This window comes from Pseudomonas sp. CK-NBRI-02, assembly GCF_008124495.1.
In the GTDB taxonomy this organism is placed as follows: Bacteria; Pseudomonadota; Gammaproteobacteria; order Pseudomonadales; family Pseudomonadaceae; genus Aquipseudomonas; species Aquipseudomonas guariconensis.
Genome location: NZ_VSJH01000002.1, coordinates 1 through 17,529, shown reverse-complemented (window position 1 = coordinate 17,529; position 17,529 = coordinate 1). Strand labels below are relative to the sequence as shown.

16 protein-coding genes are annotated in these 17,529 nt (G+C 63.8%); 8 read left to right on the top strand and 8 right to left on the bottom strand.

All coding sequences use genetic code 11. The annotated features are described in order from the left end of the window. The first annotated feature begins 2 nt into the window (after nt 1-2). On the top strand, nt 3-1,340 hold the full coding sequence (locus DQ397_RS01625) for a HAMP domain-containing sensor histidine kinase (protein WP_043214329.1): 1,338 nt from the start codon (nt 3-5) through the stop codon (nt 1,338-1,340). A 33-nt stretch (nt 1,341-1,373) separates the two neighbouring features. On the opposite strand, the gene DQ397_RS01620 is transcribed toward DQ397_RS01625, so the two are convergent. Continuing rightward, the gene (locus DQ397_RS01620; protein WP_043214331.1) at nt 1,374-1,931 is read right to left on the bottom strand and encodes a nitroreductase; all 558 of its coding nucleotides are present in this window, start codon (nt 1,929-1,931) and stop codon (nt 1,374-1,376) included. A 152-nt stretch (nt 1,932-2,083) separates the two neighbouring features. Between DQ397_RS01620 and DQ397_RS01615 the strand changes: the two genes are divergently transcribed. Continuing rightward, entirely contained in the window at nt 2,084-3,538 is a 1,455-nt protein-coding gene (locus DQ397_RS01615) for a TrkH family potassium uptake protein (protein ID WP_043214333.1), read from the top strand. Here the strand turns inward: DQ397_RS01615 and DQ397_RS01610 are convergent. Then, the gene (locus tag DQ397_RS01610; RefSeq protein WP_043214335.1) at nt 3,495-4,550 is read right to left on the bottom strand and encodes an AraC family transcriptional regulator; all 1,056 of its coding nucleotides are present in this window, start codon (nt 4,548-4,550) and stop codon (nt 3,495-3,497) included. The genes DQ397_RS01615 and DQ397_RS01610 overlap by 44 nt on opposite strands. Before the next feature lie 155 nt (nt 4,551-4,705). Between DQ397_RS01610 and DQ397_RS01605 the strand changes: the two genes are divergently transcribed. Continuing rightward, nucleotides 4,706-5,017 carry a DUF962 domain-containing protein gene (locus DQ397_RS01605; RefSeq protein WP_043214337.1) on the top strand — a complete coding sequence of 104 codons (312 nt, stop codon included), beginning with the start codon at nt 4,706-4,708 and terminating at the stop codon, nt 5,015-5,017. Between the two features lie 5 nt (nt 5,018-5,022). Here the strand turns inward: DQ397_RS01605 and DQ397_RS01600 are convergent, their stop codons facing one another. Further along, a complete protein-coding gene (locus DQ397_RS01600; RefSeq protein ID WP_043214340.1) occupies nt 5,023-5,835 on the bottom strand; it encodes a UDP-2,3-diacylglucosamine diphosphatase in 813 nt (270 codons plus the stop codon). Nucleotides 5,836-6,087: 252 nt separating this feature from the next. Here DQ397_RS01600 and DQ397_RS01595 point away from each other — a divergent pair, with 252 nt between their 5' ends. Both DQ397_RS01595 and DQ397_RS01590 read left to right on the top strand, forming a co-directional pair. Next, nucleotides 6,088-6,852, top strand: coding sequence for an AraC family transcriptional regulator (locus DQ397_RS01595; RefSeq protein WP_043214343.1), 765 nt, complete (start codon nt 6,088-6,090; stop codon nt 6,850-6,852). Nucleotides 6,853-6,998: 146 nt separating this feature from the next. Further along, entirely contained in the window at nt 6,999-7,889 is an 891-nt protein-coding gene (locus tag DQ397_RS01590; protein ID WP_043214345.1) for a DMT family transporter, read from the top strand. Here DQ397_RS01590 and DQ397_RS01585 read toward each other — a convergent pair whose 3' ends face one another. Continuing rightward, the gene (locus tag DQ397_RS01585) at nt 7,890-8,171 is read right to left on the bottom strand and encodes a SelT/SelW/SelH family protein (RefSeq protein ID WP_043214349.1); all 282 of its coding nucleotides are present in this window, start codon (nt 8,169-8,171) and stop codon (nt 7,890-7,892) included. A 68-nt stretch (nt 8,172-8,239) separates the two neighbouring features. Here DQ397_RS01585 and DQ397_RS01580 point away from each other — a divergent pair, with 68 nt between their 5' ends. Beyond that, nucleotides 8,240-10,426, top strand: a complete 2,187-nt coding sequence (locus DQ397_RS01580; protein WP_043214351.1) for a patatin-like phospholipase family protein — start codon at nt 8,240-8,242, stop codon at nt 10,424-10,426. A gap of 38 nt (nt 10,427-10,464) precedes the next feature. Here DQ397_RS01580 and DQ397_RS01575 read toward each other — a convergent pair whose 3' ends face one another. Both DQ397_RS01575 and recQ read right to left on the bottom strand, forming a co-directional pair. Then, nucleotides 10,465-10,902: a MarR family transcriptional regulator gene (locus tag DQ397_RS01575; RefSeq protein WP_043214353.1), complete on the bottom strand. Its 438-nt coding sequence runs from the start codon at nt 10,900-10,902 to the stop codon at nt 10,465-10,467. Between the two features lie 116 nt (nt 10,903-11,018). Next, nucleotides 11,019-13,157 carry a DNA helicase RecQ gene (gene recQ / locus DQ397_RS01570; protein ID WP_043214355.1) on the bottom strand — a complete coding sequence of 713 codons (2,139 nt, stop codon included), beginning with the start codon at nt 13,155-13,157 and terminating at the stop codon, nt 11,019-11,021. Between the two features lie 256 nt (nt 13,158-13,413). On the opposite strand from recQ, the gene DQ397_RS01565 reads away from it, so the two are divergent. Continuing rightward, entirely contained in the window at nt 13,414-14,001 is a 588-nt protein-coding gene (locus tag DQ397_RS01565; RefSeq protein WP_043214359.1) for a YecA family protein, read from the top strand. Nucleotides 14,002-14,008: 7 nt separating this feature from the next. After that, the gene (locus DQ397_RS01560) at nt 14,009-14,374 is read left to right on the top strand and encodes a YbaN family protein (protein WP_043214361.1); all 366 of its coding nucleotides are present in this window, start codon (nt 14,009-14,011) and stop codon (nt 14,372-14,374) included. Between the two features lie 3 nt (nt 14,375-14,377). Here the strand turns inward: DQ397_RS01560 and DQ397_RS01555 are convergent, their stop codons facing one another. Both DQ397_RS01555 and DQ397_RS01550 read right to left on the bottom strand, forming a co-directional pair. After that, nucleotides 14,378-14,719, bottom strand: a complete 342-nt coding sequence (locus tag DQ397_RS01555; RefSeq protein WP_052352502.1) for a cupin domain-containing protein — start codon at nt 14,717-14,719, stop codon at nt 14,378-14,380. 159 nt (nt 14,720-14,878) lie between these two features. Continuing rightward, on the bottom strand, nt 14,879-17,529 hold a 2,651-nt coding region (locus DQ397_RS01550), incomplete at its 5' end, for an Ig-like domain-containing protein (protein WP_148921450.1).

Here is a 17,529-nt window from a genome sequence, read left to right as displayed (position 1 = left end):
AGGTGCTCTTGCGGTCATTGTTCTGGCGCATCCTGGCCAGCTTCTGGCTGGCCATCGCCCTGGTCGCCGGCCTGTCGATCCTGCTTGGCCACATGCTCAACCAGGATGCCTGGATCCTCAGTCGCCATCCGGGCCTCAATACCCTGGCCAGCCGCTGGACCCAGCACTATGAGCAGGAAGGCCTGGAGTCTGCCCAGCGCTTTCTGGAACGGCGCAAGCACCGCTTTGGCATCGATGTGCAAGTGCTCAACGACAGTGGCGAGGCCGTGGTCCCGGGCACTTTCCCACGTCGCGCCGCCGCCTTCGAGGCCCGTCAGCACAATGACCAGCGCCGTCTGCCCTGGCGTCGCCTGACCCAGGAATACACCAGTCCAGACAGTGGCGAGACCTACCTGCTGATCTACCGCATTCCACATCCGGCGCTCAACGCCTGGCACCGCGAGAGCCTGCTGTGGCCGCTCAGCGCCTTGGGAATCGCCCTGGTGGTGCTGACGCTGTTCAGCCTGTTCGTCACGCTGTCGATCACCCGCCCGCTCAGCCGGCTGCGAGGGGCGGTACACGATCTGGGACAAACCAGCTACCAGCAGAACAGCCTGGCGCGACTGGCGGCCCGGCGTGACGAGTTCGGTGTACTGGCCAATGACTTCAACAAGATGGGCGCGCGGTTGCAAAGCCTGATCGGCAGCCAGCGGCAACTGCTGCGCGATGTCTCCCACGAGCTGCGCTCACCCTTGGCGCGGCTGCGCATCGCCCTGGCCTTGGCCGAACGTGCCGAGCCTGAGCAGCGCCAGGCCCTATGGCCGCGACTGACCCGTGAGTGCGATCGCCTGGAAGACCTGATCAGCGAAATCCTCGCCCTGGCCAGGGTCGACGCCGAGCAGTCCCATGCCGAGCCAGTGGACCTCAACGCCCTGCTGGGCAGCGTGCGCAAGGACGCCCAGCTCAGCGTCCCGGAGCAGGAAATACGCCTGGAGGCCACCCCGGGGCTCACCCTGCAAGGCTGGCCGACACTGATCGAGCGTGCCGTGGACAACCTGGTGCGCAATGCCTTGCGCTTCAACCCGCCAGGTCAGCCGATCGAGATCCATGCCGTTCGCGAGGCTGGGCGGATCGTACTGAGCGTACGTGACCATGGGCCCGGGGTGGCCGATGAGCACCTGGCGCAGTTGGGGGAGCCATTCTTCCGCGCTCCTGGGCAGGAAGCACCTGGGCACGGCCTGGGACTGGCCATCGCCCGACGGGCGGCGGAACGCCACGGCGGGAACCTAGTGCTAGGCAATCATCCGCAAGGCGGGTTTGTCGCGACGCTGGAGCTGCCCTGCGAGATGATTACCGACTGAAAGGACCCAGGACCGTGCAGCGGCCCTGGTGAATCACTCGCCCCAGGCGTTGACGAAGTCGGCGGTAGCCAGCACCGGAGCGGTCCGTGGCTCAGCCATGGGCGTGCCGACATACAGGTAGCCGATCAGCTCCTCGTTGTCGGCAAGCCCCAGGCCTTGGTGCACATGAGCATCGAACGCCATGTCGCCGGTACGCCACACAGCGCCGATCCCCTGGGCATGAGCGGCGATGAGAATGCCATGGGCAGCGCAACCGGCTGCAAGGCGTTGCTCGGACTTGGGCACCTTGAAGTGGTCCTGCAGGCGAGCCACCACCACGATCAGCAAAGGCGCACGCAGCGGCATGGCCCGCGCCTTGTCCAGCGCGGCCTGGCTGGCGTCGCCCTTCTTCTGTACCGCTTCGGCGAACAGCTCACCGAGCTTTTCACGAGCCGCACCCTCGATGGTCAGGAAGCGCCATGGGCGCAGCTGGCCATGGTCCGGGGCGCGCAAGGCCGACTGGAACAGCGCTTCGCGCTGGGCGGCATTGGGCGCCGGGTCGGTCAGGCGTGGCACGGAAACACGGTTGAGCAATGCGTCGAGAGCCTCCATGGGCTACCCTCCTGGCAGATTGAAAAAGTGCGGCCATTCTCAAGCTGCACGCCGCAAGCTGCAAGCCGCAAGAAAAACGTCCTCTCACGCTTGCAGCTTGCAGCCTGCCGCTTAAAATGGCGCCCTTTCCGTTTCGAGTCAGAGCAGATCACATGGCGTTGCCGACTTTAAGGATCATTGGTTTCATCATCGGCATCTTCCTGATCACCCTGGCGGTCAGCATGGTCGTGCCCATGACGACCCTGGTGGTCTTCGAACGCACCAGCGACATGCCTTCGTTCCTCTGGTCGAGCCTGATCACCTTCATCGCCGGCCTGGCGCTGGTCGTTCAGGGGCGGCCCGAGCACGTCCACCTGCGCCCACGCGACATGTACCTGCTGACGGTCAGCAGTTGGTTGGTCGTGTGCGTGTTCGCCGCCCTGCCGTTCCTGTTGACCCAGCACATCAGTTACACCGACGCTTTTTTCGAAAGCATGTCCGGCATCACCGCCACTGGCGCCACGGTGCTCAGCGGGCTCGACAACATGTCCCCAGGCATCCTGATGTGGCGCTCGATGCTGCACTGGCTCGGCGGCATCGGCTTCATCGGCATGGCGGTAGCGATCCTGCCGCTGCTGCGAATCGGTGGCATGCGCCTGTTCCAGACCGAATCCTCCGACCGCTCTGAAAAGGTCATGCCGCGCTCGCACATGGTCGCCAAGTCGATCGTGGCGGTGTATGTCGGCATCACCGTGTTCGGCAGCCTGGCGTTCTGGTGGGCAGGCATGCGGCCGTTCGATGCCATCAACCATGCCATGTCGGCGATTTCCACCGGCGGGTTCTCCACCTCCGATCAGTCCCTGGCCAAGTGGGACATCCCAGCCGTGCACTGGGTGGCGGTGGTGGTGATGATCCTGGGCAGCGTGCCGTTTACCTTGTACGTGGCCACCTTGCGCGGTAACCGCAAGGCCTTGATCCGCGACCAGCAGGTCCAAGGCCTGCTCGGTTTGCTGGTGGCCACCTGGCTGGTACTGGGCACTTGGTACTGGGCCACCACCAATCTGCACTGGCTCGACGCCTTGCGCCATGTGGCGCTGAACGTCACGTCGGTGGTCACCACCACTGGGTTCGCCCTGGGCGACTACAGCTTGTGGGGCAACTTCTCGCTGATGCTGTTCTTCTACCTGGGCTTCATCGGGGGCTGCTCCGGCTCCACTGCCGGCGGCATCAAGATCTTCCGCTTCCAGGTCGCCTACATCCTGCTCAAGGCGAGCCTCAACCAGTTGATCCACCCCCGCGCGGTCATCAAGCAAAAATACAACGGCCACCGTCTCGACGAAGAGATCGTGCGCTCGATCCTGACCTTCTCATTCTTCTTCGCCGTCACCATCTGTGTCATCGCCCTGCTGCTGTCGTTGCTGGGCGTGGACTGGATGACCGCGCTGACCGGCGCCGCGGGCACCGTCTCCGGCGTCGGGCCGGGCCTGGGCGAGGTGATTGGCCCTGCGGGCAACTATGCGACCCTGCCGGATGCGGCCAAGTGGATTCTTTCAGGCGGCATGCTGCTCGGCCGTCTGGAAATCATTACGGTGCTGGTGTTGTGCATGCCGGCGTTCTGGCGTCACTGACCGACTCTGCCTCAAGGCGGGCGCGATACTCGCTTGGGGTGACATCGAACCAGCGGCGGAACGCCCGGTAAAAGTTGCTCGGATCGGCAAACCCCAGCAAGTAGGCGGTTTCCAGCAAAGTCATGCCGGGCTGGGCCAGGTACTGTTCGGCGAGTTCCCGGCGGGTGTCGTCGAGCAAGGTCTGGAAGCTGGTGCCCTCCTCCTGCAAGCGGCGCTGCAGGGTACGCTGGGACAGGTGCAACGCCTGGGCGAGGGTTTCGCGCTTGGGCTCACCCTGGGGCAGGACGCGACACAACACCTGGCGCACCCGATGGGTCACCCGGCTTTCCGAGAAGCGTGCCAGGTACTCCCCAGCGAATCGGTCGTGCAGCACGGCCATGGCCTCGTTGGCCGTCGGCAGCGGGGCCTCCATGTCCGCCCGCTCGAACACCAGCGCATCATGGGGCGCACCGAACACCAAAGGGGCATGGAACGCCGTCTTGTAGGGCTCGACGTTCTTCGGCTGTGGCCCCTGGATCAACACCCGGCGCGGCTGGATGGCACGCCCACTGAGCCAGGTGCACAAGGACAACGCGCAAGCCAGCGACGCCTCGGCGCTATGGCGGGTGGGAGGCAGGTGGTCGCCATGCACGGTCAGCACCAGCGCGTAACCCTCCGGCTCCAGGCGAAAGCTCAGATCGGCGCTCTCGGCGATGATTCTCTGATAACGCACCAGGCGTTCGAATCCCTCGGCCAGGGTGCGGCTGGACATCAGCGCATAACCCACCACATGGAACGATGCCGGACGCACCACCCGGGCCATGTTCAGGCCAATCGCTTCATTGCCCGAAAGCTCCACCGCCAGCTGCCACAGGCGGGTCATGGCGTCCTGGGGAAAGCGCGCGTCAGGATCGTCCAGGGCCGCAAAATCCAGCCCGAGCTGCTTGAACATGGCCTGGCAATCGAGCCCTTCCAGCTCGAGCGCTTTGACAATCCCTGATGCCCAGCTGGCTGACGTGGTTCTCTCGCTCATGGCAGGCTTCTTTTGCTGACCGCTTCATGCGGCGAATCGAAAAGATACTCAATTGGCGCCTTTGGTCACTGGCCGGCTCCGACAATCACTCTAGACTCGATTCAGGCTCCGCGCCGTGTATCTGTTCACAACGCGAACCTGACGGGAGTACTGCCATGACCCCTACCGCACATTTTCGAAGTTTTGCCGAGTTCTACCCCTATTACCTGGGCGAACACAGCAACCCCACTTGCCGCCGCCTGCACTTCGTCGGCACCAGCCTGGTCATCGCCCTGCTCGCCTACACCTTCGCCAGCGGGCGCTGGCAACTACTGCTGGTCGTACCCTTTGCCGGGTATGGCTTTGCCTGGATCGGTCATTTCTTTTTCGAGAAGAACCGCCCGGCCACTTTCAGCCATCCGCTGTACAGCCTGCTGGGCGACTTCGCCATGTTCCGCGATATCCTGCGCGGCAAGATCAGCCTCTAAGGCAGCTAGGCCGTCTCACGTAGCGCGGCCAAACGCTCGGCCTCGCGGGCCTGGGCATCGGCCAGGCGATAGAGTTCGATCTGCCCATCCCAGTGCTCGATCAGCGCCGTGCACGACTCCACCCAGTCGCCGCAATTGAGGTATTGCACCTCTCCTACCTGGCGAATCTCGGCGTGATGGATATGACCGCAGACAACGCCGTGCAAGCCCCGCCGGGTGCATTCGTGGGCGATGGCATCTTCGAAGTCACTGATGAAGTTCACCGCCCCTTTGACCTTGTGCTTGAGGTACGCCGACAGCGACCAATAGCCGTAGCCATAGCGGGCCCGCCACTGGTTGAGCCAACGGTTGAGCACCAGGGTGAATTCATAGGCCCGATCACCCAGGAACGCCAGCCAGCGATGGTAGCGAGTAATCACATCGAACTGGTCGCCATGGATCACCAGCAGGCGCCGGCCATCGGCGGTCAAGTGTTCGGCCTCGTCCACCAATTGGATGTTACCCAGGATCAACTTGGAGTAGCGCCGCAGGAATTCGTCGTGGTTGCCAGTGACATAGATGACCTCGGTGCCGCGTTTGCTCAGGGTGAGCAACCGACGGATAACATTGGTATGGGCCTGGGGCCAGTAGATGCCACCGCGCAGCTTCCAGCCATCGATAATGTCCCCGACCAGGTAGATGCGGTCGGCCTGGTACCCCTTGAGAAACTGCGACAAGTGTTCGGCCTGGCAATCGCGGGTACCTAAGTGCACATCGGAAATCCACAAGGTGCGCACGCGTTGCTTGCGCGACGGGCGGGCGAGTTCGGCATGGGTCATGGGCAGGCTCCTACGCTGTTTGCTGGAGACTGGCAGTTGCGGATGACAGGTTGGTGGCAGCGGCGTGACGGATTCCCCGAGCAACAGCCCGGTGTGTACACTAGGGCCCGAATGCAATGTGTTCACGAAACGGAGCGGGCAAGCGCAGCGTATTGGCGTACACGAGCATTCCAACCCCGTTTCAACGCAGTGTGGGCGAGTGCGGATACATTTCGCACAGAGCCTAGCGCCCTGCCCCGCGAGGAAGCTCCCATGACCGCCGGCCCGATCCTCTCCCTGCGCCACTACCGCCACGACCTGATTGCCCACAGTCACGACCATTCACAACTGGTGTTTGGCCTGGGCGGCCGCCTGGATTTCGAGGTGCAGGGCCATGGCGCTTTAGTCCAGCGCCAGGGCCTGATGGTGGTGCCAGCCGGCGCACATCACACCTGCGGCAGTCCATCCGGCAGCGACTGCCTGGTGCTGGATGTTCCTGATGAACACTGGTTGTACGAGCAATTGGGCCGCCACGCCGATGCCAGCCGCCGCCTGCTGGATCGTCCAGGCCCTCTGAGCCTGGACAGCCGGCAGCAACAGTTGGTCGACTGGCTCGCCAGCAGCCCGGTGGATGACCCCTTGATCGCCCAGCAGGGCGCAGTCCTGCTGCTGGCCAGCCTCAATGCGCACACCCTGCCGGCGAGCGTCCAGCGGCGCCTGCCCTACGCGGCATTCGATGCGCACATCGAGCAGCATGCGGCCCACCCGCTGCAGGTGGCCGACCTGGCACGCCTGGCCGGTTTGTCCAGCGCCCGCCTGCATGCGCGCTTCGCCAGAGAATGCGCGATGACGCCAATGGACTACATCCGCCAGCGGCGATTGCTCAAGGCGCGACGTTTGCTGCAGCAGACCTGCCTGCCGATCGGCGAAATTGCCGCGCAGGTCGGTTACAGTTCCCAGAGTGCGTTTTCTGCCGCCATGCTGCGCGACTTCGGCCGCTCGCCCATGGCCTTGCGCCGCGAGCCTGGCGACAACTGACGCGAGGATCGCGACAGACAGTACGCGACAGCCCTCGTAGACTGGCCCTGGAATATCGAGCCAGCGGGTTGTTCGCCGGCCGCCTGACCCATCGCCGGATACACCCACTCCACCGCGCCTGGGCCACTGTCATCACAAGGACTACCATGAACCACCGCACCGCCCTTGGCGCCCTGCACATCGGCGCCCTTTTCTTCGGCCTTACCGGCGTCTTCGGCAAGCTGGCGACCAGTGCCAGCCCCACGATCATCGTCTTCGGACGCGCCGCCTTCGCCGTGCTCGCTCTGGCACTGTTCGCCAGCCTCGCCGGCCCCGGTTGGCAACGCCTCAGCGCCCAGGATGCGCGCCGGCTGCTGCTCGGCGGGGTGCTGCTGGCCGGGCATTGGGTCAGTTTCTTCATCGCCGTCAAGGTCGGCGGCGTGGCCATCGCCACCCTCGGCTTCGCCAGTTTCCCCGCCTTCACAGTGATTCTCGAAGGCGTGTTGTTCCGCGAGCGTATACGCCGCAACGAGGCCGTGCTGGTGGTGCTGGTGAGCATCGGCTTGGTCCTGGTCACCCCTGCCTTCGACCTGCAAAGCGAAGCGACAGGCGGGCTGCTGTGGGCGTTGCTCTCGGGATTGCTGTTCTCGCTGCTGTCGCTGACCAATCGCGCCGGTTCCGGACGGCTGCCGGCGGTACAGGCGGCGCTGTGGCAGAACCTGGTGGTCGGTCTGTGCCTGCTGCCCTTCGCCGGCCCAGGCCTGAACCAGGTAGCGACCATGGACTGGCTGTGGATCGCCCTGCTCGGCATCTTCTGCACAGGCGTCGCCCACAGCCTGTTCGTCGCCAGCCTGGCAGTGATCAAGGCGCGCACCGCCGCCGTGGTGTTCGGCATGGAGCCGGTCTATGGCATCGCCGTCGCCTGGGTGGTGTTCGCCGAAACGCCGACCGTGCGCATGTTGGTGGGCGGTGTGCTGATCATCTTCGCCATCGTGCTCTCCAGTCGCATGGCCGCCGAGCAACCGCCCAGGCAGCGCTCACTGGCCGAAAGCGCCTGATCAGCGATCGTTATGGCCCAGGTCGCGCTGCGGGTCGATCTGGTCGCGCAGTCGCTGCTTGAGCACCTTGGCCTCGGGGAAGCCACCATCGGCCTTGCGCTCCCAGAGCTGGATGCCATCGCAGGTTATGCGGAACACGCCACCGGTACCCGGCTCCAGGGCCACGCGGCCCAGGTCGTCGGCAAAGGTGCTGAGCAACTCCTGAGCCAGCCAGGCCGCACGCAACAGCCATTGGCATTGCGTGCAATAAGTGATGACGATTTCAGGCTTGGGCTGCGTCATGGCAACGCGTCTCCTTCGGGATGAGCCGCTTATACTAGCGGTCTTTGACCACGGTTTTGAGACTCACGATGCGCCGCCTGCTGTTCTGCCTTTTGCTGATAGTCACCAGTTTCACTACCCTGGCCGCTGAAGTCGCCCGGCCCAAGGTCGGCCTAGTGTTGTCAGGTGGCGCGGCCCGGGGCATTGCCCATATCGGCGTGCTCAAGGCTTTGGAGGAGCAAGGTGTACGCATCGACGCTATCGCCGGCACCAGCATGGGGGCGGTGATCGGCGGGCTGTATGCCTCCGGCTACAGCGTCGAGGAGCTCGAGAAACTCGCCACCACCCTCGACTGGCAGCAGGCGCTGTCCGATGCACCGCCACGCAAGGACGTACCGTTCCGGCGCAAGCAGGACGACCGCGATTTCCTGGTCAAGCAGAAGCTCAGCTTTCGCGACGATGGCAGTCTTGGCCTGCCCCTGGGCGTGATCCAGGGCCAGAACCTCTCCCTGCTGCTGGAAAGCAAGCTGGCCCACACCGCCGACACCCGTGATTTCGACAAGCTGCCGATCCCTTTTCGCGCCGTAGCCACCGACATCGCCAGTGGCGAAAAGGTGGTGTTCAGCCGCGGCCACCTGCCCCAGGTGATCCGCGCCAGCATGTCGATCCCGGCCGTGTTCGCCCCGGTCGAACTCGACGGCCGCCTGTTGGTGGATGGTGGCATGGTCGACAACATTCCCGTCGATGTGGCGCGGGACATGGGGGTGGACCTGGCCATCGTGGTCGACATCGGCACCCCCTTGCGTGACCGCAAGCAACTGGCCACGGTGGTCGACGTGCTCAACCAGTCGATCACCTTGATGACCCGACGCAACTCCGAGGAGCAATTGGCCAGCCTGCACCAAGACGATGTCCTCATCCAGCCCTCGCTCGCCGCCTTCGGCGTGACCGATTTCGGCCGCGCCCAAGACATGATCGATGCCGGCTATCGCGCCGCCCGAGCCTTGGACAACCGCCTGGCCAGCCTGCGCCGCGCCGAGGGCGATACCGGGCTGGCCGTGGCTCGCTCGCCACGCCAGCGCCGGCCGATCATCACCGCGATCAAGGTGGAGAACGATTCGAAGGTCAGCGACGATGTGATCCGTTACTACATCCGCCAACCCTTGGGCGAGCCCTTGGAGCTGGATCGTCTGCAGACAGACATGGGCACTCTGTACGGCTTGGACTACTTCGACCGGGTGCAGTACCGCGTGGTGCACAAAGGCGATGACAACACTCTGGTGATCAATGCCCGCGGCAGGCGTGGCGGCACCGATTACCTGCGCCTGGGCCTGAATCTTTCGGACGACATGCGCGGCGACAGCGCCTTCAACCTCGGCGCCAGCTACCGGGTCAACGGTATCAACCGGCTAGGCGCCGAGTGGCTGACCCGTGCCCAGATCGGCGACCAGCAGGAGCTCTACAGCGAGTTCTACCAACCCCTGGATGTGGGCTCGCGCTATTTCATCGCGCCCTATCTGGACTTCGGCTCGCAGAACATCGAGGCGACCCTGGACAACGACCCGATCGCCGAATACCGCCTTGAGCGCTACGGCTTCGGCCTCAACCTCGGTCGACAGATCGGTACCTATGGCGAAGTACGCGTGGGGGTGGGCAAGGCCTGGGGCGAGGCCGAGGTACGCATCGGGGACCAGGACCTGCCTTCGGTCAGCTTCAACGAAGGTTTCTACGAGCTGAAGTACTCCTTCGACACGTTTGACAACGTGTACTTCCCTCACAGCGGCGAAGACATCGGGCTGGCCGTGCGCCAATACGACAAGTCGCTGGATTCGGACGAGCAGTACCGCCAGTGGGAGTTCAAGCTGGACAAGGCCTTGAGCAGCGGGCCGAACAGCCTGGTGCTGGGCGGGCGCTATGGGCGCACCCTGGATGACGCCCAGGTGGTGACCTCAAGCTTCGTGTTCGGTGGGGCCAGGCAGTTGTCGGGCTTTCGCCAGGACTCGGTGTCGGGGCAGAACATCAGCCTGATGCGCATGGTCTACTACCGCCGCCTGACGCCCCGCGCCTACCTACCGCTGGACTTCCCATTGTATTTGGGGGGCTCGCTCGAGCGTGGCCGGGCCTGGAACAACGACAACGAGTTCGACAGCGGGTACATCAACGCAGCGAGCATCTTCCTGGGCCTGGAGACACCGTTGGGGCCGTTGAACATCAGCTATGGAGCCAATGATGAACATCAGAAGGCGGTGTACCTGAACCTGGGTCATACCTTCTAAACCAGTGGAGCCGCCGTGCGGCCCCACGTGGCATGGATTCAGGATTTTTCGAGGTTGGCGAGAATCTTCGCATGCACCCGCATGCAGACTTCCAGATCAGCCTCGTCGACCCCTGTGAACAACTCCTGACGCAGGGCGTTGGCGATGGTCTCGATCTGGTCGATCAGCGGCTTGGCCGGTGGGCACAGCAGGATTTTCTTCGCCCGACGGTCTTCCATCACCGCCTGACGGCGCACCAGGCCTTGGCTCTCCAGGCTGTCGAGCAACCGCGCCAGCGTCGGCCCCTCGACCCCGACGCTCTGGGCCAGCTCGCGCTGGGTCGGGGACTCTTCGAAGCGGGCCAGGTGCAACAGCACCAACCAGCGTGCCTGGGACAGGTTGAGCCCGGCAAGGCGGCGGTCCAGTTCGGCGCGCCAGCCACGGGACATCTGGGCCAGCTGCATGCCGAAGCGGTGTTGGTTATCGGTCAGGGGCATAAGCGACTCTATGAACAGAACTAATTATTAGCCAGCTAATCATGCCCGACGCCAACAGGCAAGGCTGCAGCGCGCGGGAATGTCCGATAATCGTCAAAAAGCGTGACGAGGGTCAGTCACAGCTCGAACTCCGCGGCCAATGCCGCACGCACACAATGCAGCACGCCTTCAGGTACGCGCTGGCCGAACAATGGTGACACTGCCGATACCGGAGGCAGTTCGCCTTCGCCGTCAAGGAAGGCATCCTGCACTTCCATCAGCAGGTCTTCGGGCAGATCCAGAGCCTGCTCAAGGCTCAACTCCTGGCGACCAAGGGCCTCGGCCAGCAGGCTGTAGACATTCTTCTCACTGCAATTGAGCTGGCCGGCGATCTGCGCCGGCGTCATGCCGGCACGGGCCAGGCTGACCAGCTCGTGGCGAAGGTCGAGCACCACCTTCGGCGCCTGATCCCCCGTACCGCCATTGAGTACCTCGAGGAACGCTTCGCCGTAACGCTCCAGCTTGCGCGCACCGACGCCACTGACCTGGGCCATGTCGCTGAGGCTGGTAGGTTGGCTGCGCAGCATCTCCAGCAGGGTCGAGTCGGGGAAGATGACATAAGGCGGCACGCTGTGCTCCTCGGCCAGCTTGCGCCGCAGGGCTCGCAGCGCCTCCCAGAGCTCGCGCTCCTCGGCACGCACCAGCTGGCTGGCAGGGCTGCCGCCACCGGAGGATTTGGCCACGGCCTGTGGTTTGAGGTCGCGGCGCAACTGCAAGGTGACTTCGCCGCGCAACAAGGGCCGGCAACTGTCCGTCAGACGCAGCCCACCGTAGCCTTCCAGGTCGATGTCCACCAAGGCACGTGCCACCAGCTGGCGGAACAGCGAACGCCATTCGTGTTCGCTCAGGGCCTTGCCGACGCCGAACACCGACAGCTTTTCATGACCGAAACTGCGCACCTTCTCGGTATCCTTGCCCACCAGCACATCGACCAGATGGCCCACCCCGTAGCGCTGACCAGTGCGGTATACCGCCGACAGGGCCTGGCGCGCAGGCTCGGTGGCATCCCAGGTCTGGACCTGGTCTACGCAATTGTCGCAATGACCGCAGGGCTGTTCGAGCACTTCGTCGAAGTACGCCAGCAGTGTCTGGCGGCGACAGCGGGTTTCTTCACACAGCGCCAGCATGGCGTCGAGCTTGTGCTGCTCGATGCGCTTGTGGCGCTCGTCGCCTTCGGAGTTCTGCAGCATCTGCTTGAGCATCACCATGTCCTGAAGGCCGTAGGCCATCCAGGCGTCAGACGGCAGGCCATCACGGCCGGCACGGCCGGTTTCCTGGTAATAGGCTTCCATCGATTTGGGCAGATCGAGGTGGGCGACGAAGCGTACGTTAGGCTTGTCGATGCCCATGCCGAAGGCAATGGTGGCGACCATGATCAAGCCTTCCTCGTTGAGGAAGCGATGCTGGTTGGCCGCACGGGTCTCGGCGGCCAGGCCGGCGTGATAAGGCAGGGCTGGGAAGCCCTGCTCGCAGAGGAAGGCGGCTGTCTCGTCGACTTTCTTGCGCGACAGGCAATAGACGATGCCGGCATTGCCACGGCGCTCTGCGAGAAACGCCATCAGCTGCTTGCGCGGCGCTTCCTTGGGCACGATGCGGTAGAAGATGTTGGGCCGGTCGAAACTCGACAGGAATCGCTCTGCGCCCTGCAGATGCAGGCGCTGGACAATCTCCTCGCGGGTACGCATGTCGGCCGTTGCAGTCAGGGCGATCCGGGGTACCTGGGGGAACAGCTCGGCCAGTTGGCCCAGTTGCAGGTATTCCGGGCGAAAATCATGGCCCCACTGCGAGACACAGTGAGCTTCATCGATGGCAAACAGCGCGATATCCAGGGTCCGCAGAAACTCCAGCATGCGTGGCTGCACCAGGCGCTCGGGGGCCAGATACAGCATCTTCACCTCGCCACGACGCAGGCGCCCGGCCAGCTCGCGTTGCTGCTCGGCGCTCAAGGTCGAATTCAGCGCAGCGGCCGCCACCCCCAGTTCGTCGAGGGTGGCGACCTGGTCGTCCATGAGCGCGATCAGCGGTGAAACCACGACAGCAAGGCCCGGACGCAGCAAGGCCGGCACTTGGAAACACAAGGACTTGCCGCCGCCGGTAGGCATCAGCACCAGGGCATCGCCGCCACTGGCCACGCATTCGATGATCGCTGCCTGGCGCCCCCGGAAACTGTCGTAGCCGAAGATGTCCTTGAGGACGCGCTGAGCCTGTTCGAGCATTGGAAACTCCAAAATCGCCGTACCATCCTGGACACAGGCTGGACGAAAAATCCGCCGGACACACTTGCCAATGCGTAAGCGGCTTTTGCCGGAATGCCGGGGAAACGGCACCCTGGGTGAAAAATCGCGAAGTATACCCCAGTGCCCGCTCGCGCAGGATGCCTTGACTGCTTCCCCACGACAGACGTTCCCTTGGCCCCCAGCCGCCGCAAGGTGCTAGAATTCGTTATCGTTTATTCCCCAAGGTAGCCCTGTAATGTCCTTCGCCGAGCAACTGACCCGCCTGCAAGCCTTCCTCGACGCCGACGAGCTGCACGAAGAAGCGCTGGACTACGTCGCCGCCCATGGCTACCTGACCGCGCTGTCGATCTGCTCCGAGGAAGTTCCCGAGCGCGAATGGATCGACGCCCTGTTCGCTGAAGAGCCCCACTACGCGAGCGATGCCCAGCGCACCGAGATCGAGGCGACCCTGGTGGCCCTCAAGGCCCACATCGGCCGCCAACTGGCCAGCGACGACGAGTTCGAGCTGCCATGCGACCTGGACCTGACCGACGAGCCGGACGACTCCGACCTGCGCGGCTGGTGCATCGGTTTCATGGAAGGCGTCTTCCTGCGCGAGGAAGCCTGGTTCGAGAACGCCGAGGAAGAAGTCAGCGAAATGCTGCTGCCGATCATGGTCGGTTCGGGCCTGTTCGACGAGCAACCGGAGTTCGAGGACATCGCCCGCAATGCCAGCCTGCAGGATGACATGATCGTGCAGATCCCCGAGGCGCTCACCGCGCTGTTCCTGCTGCTGCACGCCCCTGACGAGAAACCTGCCCTGCTCAAGCCGCGCCACCACTAAGGTGGTCATGCGCTACCTGTTGCTGGCCATCGGCTGGCTCAGCGTTGCGCTGGGGGTGGTGGGGATCTTCCTGCCGGTGCTGCCTACCACCCCTTTCCTGCTGCTGGCTGCGGCGTGCTTCGCGCGCAGCTCGCCACGCTTTCACCACTGGTTGATCAACCACCCCAAACTGGGTCCGTGGATCCGCGATTACCTCAGTGGCGAAGGCATCCCGCTCAAAGGCAAGGTCTACGCCATCGGCCTCATGTGGGCGAGCATCGGCCTTTCCTGCTACCTGGTGCCCCTGTTCTGGGCACGGGCCTTCATGCTCACCAGCGCCGTGTTGGTCAGCCTGTACATTCTCAAGCAAAAGACCCTGCGCCGCCCCGGTTGACGCTCAATCGCTGAGCGACGACGGTTCGGACTCCACCACCAGCAACAGACACCCCCTGGGCGAACGCAACCAATGCTCGGAGCCTGCGGCGTAGACCAAGCTGTCGCCCGCGCGAAACACCTGACCATCGACATCCATGACTTCGCCCTCCAGCACCTGCAGCAACTCGGTGGCTGCGTGCCGGTGCGGCACTGAGCGGCTGCCGGGCGCCATTTTCATCCAGTAGGCCTGCCAAGGGCCGGTATCGGCCAGGATTTTCCAGCTGACGCCTTCCAGGCGCTGACCGCCCAAGAGCATGGGCTGCCACTGGACCTGGCTGGGGGTATGGGATTCGCGTAGGGACATGTGGACTGATTCCGAGGTGGGCTCGATCACAGTCTAGGGAGCTGACGCAGGCCCGGTGCTGCAGGTACGACCAGGGCGTATGCCCTGGCGTCGCATTTGTGCCTGGATCGAGAGGCGAGCCCGCGCCTGCAGGCGCGGGTCTCACGCCGCCCGTAACATTCAGACAGTATCCACTTTCAATGAGTGGTCATTGAGCATCCCATTGATGATAGTTGCAGTGTCCTGCCCCGAGGCGATCACCCCACCCGCGCCGGCCGTGACGCCATAATGCTGAGCCAAGTCGACCCCGGCCAGCTCGATGGTCTGGGTGGGCGCCGCGCCCGCCACACTGCTGACTTCGATGGTCGAGACCACATTGGTTCCGGTACCGGTGACCTTGAAGTGCAGGTAGTCGTCCAGCGAGGCGGACGTGGCATGCTCTCCCTGAAGCAGCTGCGACAGGTCGAGGCGATCACTGCCGGGGATGAAGTCAGTGACGGTGTCGTGCCCCACATCCCCCTTCTGCCACACAAACGTATCGTTACCGCCCCCCCCGGTGAGCCGGTCATTGCCCAGCCCGCCGATGAGGACGTTGTTGCCGCTATTGCCGATCAGGAGGTCGTTGTAGTCGGAGCCGATCAAGTTATCGATGCCATTGAGGGTGTCGATACCAGCGCCCCCGGTATCCTGCGCCCCCGTGAGGTTCAGGTTGACCGTCACCGCGCCGGGGGCCGAGGCGTAGCTGGCGGTATCGGTACCTGCACCGCCATCGAGCAGATCATTGCCCGGGCCGCCGATCAGCAGGTCATTGCCTTCCCCGCCGTAGAGCTTGTCATCACCACCGCCACCGACCAGCACATCGTTGCCAGCAGCACCGTGCAGGGTATCGTTCCCCGCGCCGGCAACCAGGGTGTCGTTGTCGGCAGTGCCGGTGAGCACACTGCCGCCCTGGTAGGTGATGTCGGCATTGCCCGTCGCGCTGCCGCCGTGGCCATCGCTCACCGTGTAAGTGCCGTTGTAAGCATCCTGCTCGGCATTGCTGTAATCGATCGACATCGTCAGTAGGTAGTTCACATTGCCGTGGCTGCCATTGCCGCTGGACAAGTTGATCATGTGGATGGAGTACGTCCCGTCGTGGCTGGCAGTGAAACCTTTGTCATTGTCGATGGCCTGGTAGCTACCGCTTTCGTCCCTCCATGCCATGGCGACCTGACTTGCCGACACGTCATGGTGCAGGTTCAGGGTCTCACCTTTCTTGAGCGTGACCGTCAAAACATCCTGGGCGTTGGCGAAGTTGCCGTTGGGCGAGGCCAGGAAGCCGCTCACGATCAGCGCGGCCGCCATGCTGTCGGCCGGCCCACGGAACTCGCTGCGCGCAAGGTCACGCACCCGGTTGGACAAGTTGCTGCCGGTACCAGCGAAGTCGGCCACAGGCGTGTCGCTTCCCACGCCAAAACCTGCGCCGTTGGGGGAAAACCGAGTGTCGAAGTAGGTCGAGGACACCGAGAGCTTGTCGTGATCAGGGTCGTTGTCATTGGCCAGCAGGGCCTCGGCCGGCACCGTCATCCCAGTGCCGGCGATATTGGTGATGAGATGGTCGGCCCCAGCCACAGGAGGCGCGTTCGTCACCTGCGGTTCACCGATCCAGGGCTGGCTGTCCTGTACCTTGATGCTGACGGTGGTGGTGCTTTCATCGCCGTCGGCGTCGCGGATGGTGTAGACGAAGGTGTCGGTCGCGCCATCGCTGCCCACGCTGTTGGGGTTGGCGTGGTAGCTGGCGCTGCCGTCGGCCTTGAGGATCAGGTAGCCATAGTTGCCCATGATCTGTGTGCCAACCTCACCATGGGCGGCGGTCGAAGTGTCGCTGCCAGCGCGCACGCCAACCACGACGTTGCCATTGGTCACCTTGTCCGCGCCCAGGTCATCGTTGTACAGCACATTGCCGGTGACCACCCCGCCTTCATGCACGATCGACTTCGCATCGGCGATGGCCTGGGGCACGTCGTCGACGATGTTGATGACGATCTGGCTGGTGATGGTATTGCCCTGCTGATCCTTCGCCTGGTAGGTGAAGGTCTCGGTCAGGGTGTTCGGGCCATCGTTGACGCCACCTGGGGTCTTCGGCGCCGAGGTCAGGGTGTAGGTGTAGGTGCCGTCTCCGTTCAGATGAATCTGACCGTATTGCCCGACGGCATTGCCCACCAAGGTGTAGGTCAACGCACCGACCCCGCCTTGCACCGCGCCGACCAGGGTGCCTGTCCCGGTCTCACCCGTGGAGGTTGGGTCGCTGCCGGTGACGTTGCCAGCCGCCAGGTCCTTGCCGTCCTGGTTCAGGTCCAGGGCTTTTTCGTAAACCGTCACATCACGGTCCGCCCCACTGACCGACAGTCCGCTGTCCAGCACCTTGATAGTGACGGTGGTGGTGCTCTCGTCGCCGTCGGCGTCGCGGATGGTGTAGACGAAGGTGTCGGTCGCACCGGCACCCGCCACACTGTTGGGGTTGGCGTGGTAGGTGGCGCTGCCGTCAGCGTTGAGGATCAGGTAGCCATAGGTGCCCATGATCTGGGTGCCGACATCGCCATGAACAGGTGTCGAGGTATCGCTGCCAGCCCTTACGCCGACCACGGCCTTGCCCTCAGGAGCACCATCGGCCCCAACCACATCGTTGTGCAATACGTTGCCGGTGACCACCCCGCCTTCGTGCACGATGGATTTGGTATCGGGATTGGCTTGAGGCACATCGTCGACAATATTCACGTCGATGCTGCCGCTGGCACTGCTGCCATCGCTGTCGGTCGCAACGACGGTAAAGCTTTCGCTCACACTGTTGG